The sequence below is a fragment of the Gordonia rhizosphera NBRC 16068 genome (assembly GCF_000298195.1).
Taxonomy (GTDB): domain Bacteria; phylum Actinomycetota; class Actinomycetes; order Mycobacteriales; family Mycobacteriaceae; genus Gordonia; species Gordonia rhizosphera.
Genome location: NZ_BAHC01000234.1, coordinates 1 through 4260, shown reverse-complemented (window position 1 = coordinate 4260; position 4260 = coordinate 1). Strand labels below are relative to the sequence as shown.

The window sequence follows — 4260 nt, the reverse complement described above, 5'->3', positions numbered from 1 at the left end:
ATCCGTGACGACGAGAACGCCGTCGACGGAACAGGTTTCGATCGCCACGGGTGGCGGACCCTCGCCGAGCAGCTCGGGCTGATCGGCATCGCCGCGCCGGAGGACTGGGGCGGACTGGGACTCGGTGCCGAATACATCGTCGCGGCCGTGGAGGAGTGCGCGGTCACGCTGTACCCCGGTCCGGTCCGGGCCTCGGTGCTGACCGCGGCCGCGCTGGCGGGTATCAGTTCCGATGCGGTGCCCGTCGGGTGGCAGAAGGCGATCACGGATCTACTGTCCGGCACGGCGGTTGTCGGTGCGTCGACCCGTCACGACGGGGCGGGCGAGCTGCACTACCGGGACGGTCAGGTCACCGGTCCGGTCGCGTCGGTGACCCACGGCGCCGTGGCCGATCTCGTCCTGTGCGTCGCGCAGGCCCCCGAGGGGCCCGCGGTGGCACTGGTCGATACGACGTCGGCGCAGCGCAGCCCGGTGGACACCGTCGATCTGGCGACCCCGCTCAGCGAGATCGTGTTCACCGGCGCCTCCGCGGTTCTGCTCACCGAACCCGGGGACGAGAGGGCGCTCGAGCGTCACCGCACGCTGGAGGCTCTGGTGCTGGCCGCCGAACTCGTCGGTGGTGCGCAGGGATGTCTGGCGCGGATGGTCGACTACGCAAAGGTCCGCGAGCAGTTCGGCGCGCTGATCGGCACCTACCAGGCCATCCAGCACAAATGCTCGCAGACCGCGATCGCCAACGCGTCCGCGCGGGGCCTGGTGGCCGCCGCCGCGGCGGCGTTCGACGCCGGTGACGACCGGGTGGCCGAACAGTTCACCCTCCTCGCCCGCGCCGAGGCCGGCGACGCCGCCACGTCTGCGTCCAGCGGGTTCATCCAGGTCTCCGGTGGTATCGGATTCACGTGGGAGCACGACGCCCACCTGTACTTCCGACGAGCACGGGCCACCGCGGCGCTGGGCGGCACCCCCGCCCAGTTACGCGACCGCGCAGTGACATCCGGATGCCTGGACCTCCTGGTCCACGGTGCCGCCTGACTCACCCCCTCCGCTGGTCGAGTAGCGCCGAGCGAACGTAGTGAGCCCGACGCGTATCGAGACCACTCGCAGACCACCCACCAAGTCCTCATCCAACCGAAAGGACAATCCGTGTCCACCCCAACACAACCCACACCCGTCATCGTCGAAGCCGTGCGCACCCCGATCGGTAAGCGTCGCGGATCGCTGTCCGGGTGGCATCCGGTGGAACTCGCCGCCGCCACGATCTCCGCGCTCGTCGAGCGCTCCGGGATCGACCCCGCGCTCATCGACGACGTCATCGTCGGCTGCGTGACGCAGATCGGCCCGCAGTCCACCAACATCGGCCGCAACGCCGCGCTCGCCGCGGGCCTGCCCGAGCACGTGCCCGGCACCACCATCGACCGCCAGTGCGGCTCGTCGCAGCAGGCAGTGCATTTCGCCGCGCAGGCCGTCATGTCCGGGACGATGGACATCGTCATCGCCGCCGGCGTCGAGTGCATGAGCACCGTCCCGATGTTCTCCAACGCCCCCGGCGGCGACATCCGCGAGGTGTACGGCGAACAGCTGCAGGGCCGCTACGCCGACCGCGAGACCTTCGGTGTGCCGGGCCTCGTCCCGCAGGGCCTGTCCGCCGAGCTCATCGTCGACGAGTGGGGTCTGACCCGCGAAGACCTCGACGAGTACGCACTGCGCAGCCAGCAGCGTGCCGCCACCGCCCGCGCGGAGGGCCGCTTCGAGCGCGAGATCGTCCCGGTGACGCGCAAGGTCCGTGACAAGGAGACCGGCGAGATCACCGTCGACGGTGAGTTCTCCGCCGACGAACCGATCCGGGAGACCACCGCCGAGGCGCTCGCCGGACTGAAGCCGTCGTTCCTGCCGGATGGTCGGGTCACCGCGGGCAACGCGTCGCAGATCGTCGACGGCGCCGCCGCACTGCTGATCATGCGCGACGACGTCGCCGAGAAGCTCGGTCTGACTCCACGCGCCGCGATCCGCCAGATGTCGGTGGTCGGCGATGATCCCGTCGCGATGCTCACCGCGCCGATCCCGGCCACGAAGCGGGCGCTGGAGCGGTCCGGGCTCGGCGTCGACGACATCGACCTGTTCGAGGTCAACGAGGCATTCGCGCCGGTCGTGCTCGCCTGGCAGCGCGAACTCAAGGCCGACATCGAGAAGGTCAACGTCAACGGCGGCGGCATCTCGCTCGGTCATCCGCTCGGCGCCTCGGGTGCACGGCTGATGGTCACGCTGCTGCATGAACTCGAGCGCAGCGGTGGCCGCTACGGCCTGCAGACGATGTGCGAGGGCGGCGGCATGGCGAACGCCACGATCATCGAGCGTCTGTCGTGACCGTCCGCGCAGACCTGCAGGGGCAGGTCGCGGTCGTCACCGGCGCATCCAGCGGGATCGGGCACCACTTCTGCTCGGTGCTGACCGAGAACGGCGCCACGGTGATCGCGGCGGCGCGCCGCCTCGACCGGCTCGAGAAGGTGGTCGCCGACGGTGCCGCCGCCGAGGCCGTGCAATGCGACGTGACCAACGCCGACGACGTGGAGCGGCTGATCGAGGCCGCCAAGTATCGGGGCGGGCCCGACATCGTCGTCAACGCGGCAGGATGGGCGAAGGACACACCGGCCACGGAGACACCGCTGGACGAGTTCCGCCAGACCCTAGAGGTCGATCTGACCGCGATCTTCTCGGTCGCCGCCACGGCGGCGAGGGCGATGTCCGACGGTGGCTCGATCATCAACATCGCCTCGATCCTCGGGCTGGGCGCCTCGTGGCCGATCACGCAGGCCGCGTACTGCGCGGCCAAGGGTGGCGTGATCAATCTGACCCGGCAACTCGGCGCAGAATGGGCGTCGAAGGGTATCCGTGTCAACGCCATCGCACCGGGCTGGTTCCCGAGCGAGTTGACCGACGAGATGTTCGAGAACGAGAAGGCGATGGGATGGATCAAGCGCAACACCCCGATCGGTAGGCCGGGGCGACTCGACGAACTCGACGGCGCGCTGCTGCTGATGGCGTCGCCGACCAGCACGTACCTGACCGGACAGGTCCTCGCCGTCGACGGCGGCTGGACCGCACGATGAGAGGGCGACGATGAACCGCGAACTCTACGACGAGACACACGAGGACTTCCGCGCGAGCTTCCGCTCCTTCGTCGCCGCCGAGATCCTCCCGCACAACGAGAAGTGGGAGGAAGCCGGCCGCGTCGATCGCGACATGTTCCGTCGTGCAGGCGAACTCGGCTTCCTCGCGATGGCCGTGCCGGAGGAGTACGGGGGCCTCGACCAGGCCGACTTCCGGTTCAACGCCATCATCGGCGAGGAACTGCAACGCGCCGGCGTCATCGGCTCCGGCATGTGCATCACCCTGCACAACGACGTCGCGCTGCCGTACCTGATGGAGGAGACCAACGATGAGCAGCGCAAGCGCTGGCTGCCCGGGATGGTCACCGGCGAGCTGATGGCCGCGATCGCGATGACGGAACCGGGCGCCGGTTCCGATCTGGCCGCGATCCGCACCACCGCGCGCCGCGAGGGCGACGAGTGGGTCATCAACGGCGCCAAGACCTTTGTCACCAACGGACTCAACGCCGACCTGTACATCGTCGTCGCCAAGACCGATCCGACCCAGAGGCACAAGGGCATCAGCCTCATCGTCGTCGAGAGCGGCACACCGGGATTCACCCACGGCCGCCACCTCGACAAGATCGGGCTGCGTAGCCAGGACACCGCGGAACTGTTCTTCGACGAGGTGCGGGTGCCGGCGGCGAACCTGATCGGCGGCGAGGGCGAAGGATTCAAGATCCTCATGCGCAACCTCGCGCAGGAGCGACTGGGTCTGTCGGTGTCGGCGATCTCGGCCTGCCGCACCGCGCTGGCGTGGACGGTCGACTACTGCGCCGAGCGGTCGGCGTTCGGGCAGCGGGTGCTCGACATGCAGAACACCCGGTTCAAGCTCGCCGAACTCGCCGCGCGCTTCGACGCCGTCGAGATGTTCCTCGACCAGCTCATCGTCAAACACAACCGCGGCGAGGTGTCCGGCGACCAGGCCGCCAGGGCGAAACTGCTGACCACCGAACTGCAGCGCGACATCGTGGCGCAGGGTCTGCAGTTCCACGGCGGCTACGGATTCATGCGGGAATACCCCATCGCCCGTGCGTATCTCGACGTGCCGATCCAGTCCATCTTCGGCGGCACCAACGAGATCATGCGCGAGATCATCGGGCGCACCCTGGAA

At 68.9% G+C, this 4260-nt stretch carries 4 protein-coding genes; all 4 read left to right on the top strand.

Annotated elements, in window-relative coordinates:
• Window positions 1–1032, top strand: a 1032-nt coding sequence (locus GORHZ_RS29795; RefSeq protein WP_006339099.1) for an acyl-CoA dehydrogenase family protein, incomplete at its 5' end; no start/stop codon positions are given.
• Window positions 1033–1143: 111 nt separating this feature from the next.
• Window positions 1144–2364: a thiolase family protein gene (locus GORHZ_RS27600; protein WP_006339098.1), complete on the top strand. Its 1221-nt coding sequence runs from the start codon at window positions 1144–1146 to the stop codon at window positions 2362–2364.
• Window positions 2361–3107, top strand: coding sequence for an SDR family NAD(P)-dependent oxidoreductase (locus GORHZ_RS27595; protein WP_006339097.1), 747 nt, complete (start codon window positions 2361–2363; stop codon window positions 3105–3107). Before GORHZ_RS27600 ends, GORHZ_RS27595 begins: the two co-directional genes overlap by 4 nt.
• Window positions 3108–3117: 10 nt before the next feature.
• The coding region (locus GORHZ_RS27590; protein WP_006339096.1) for an acyl-CoA dehydrogenase family protein at window positions 3118–4260 on the top strand (1143 nt) is incomplete at its 3' end.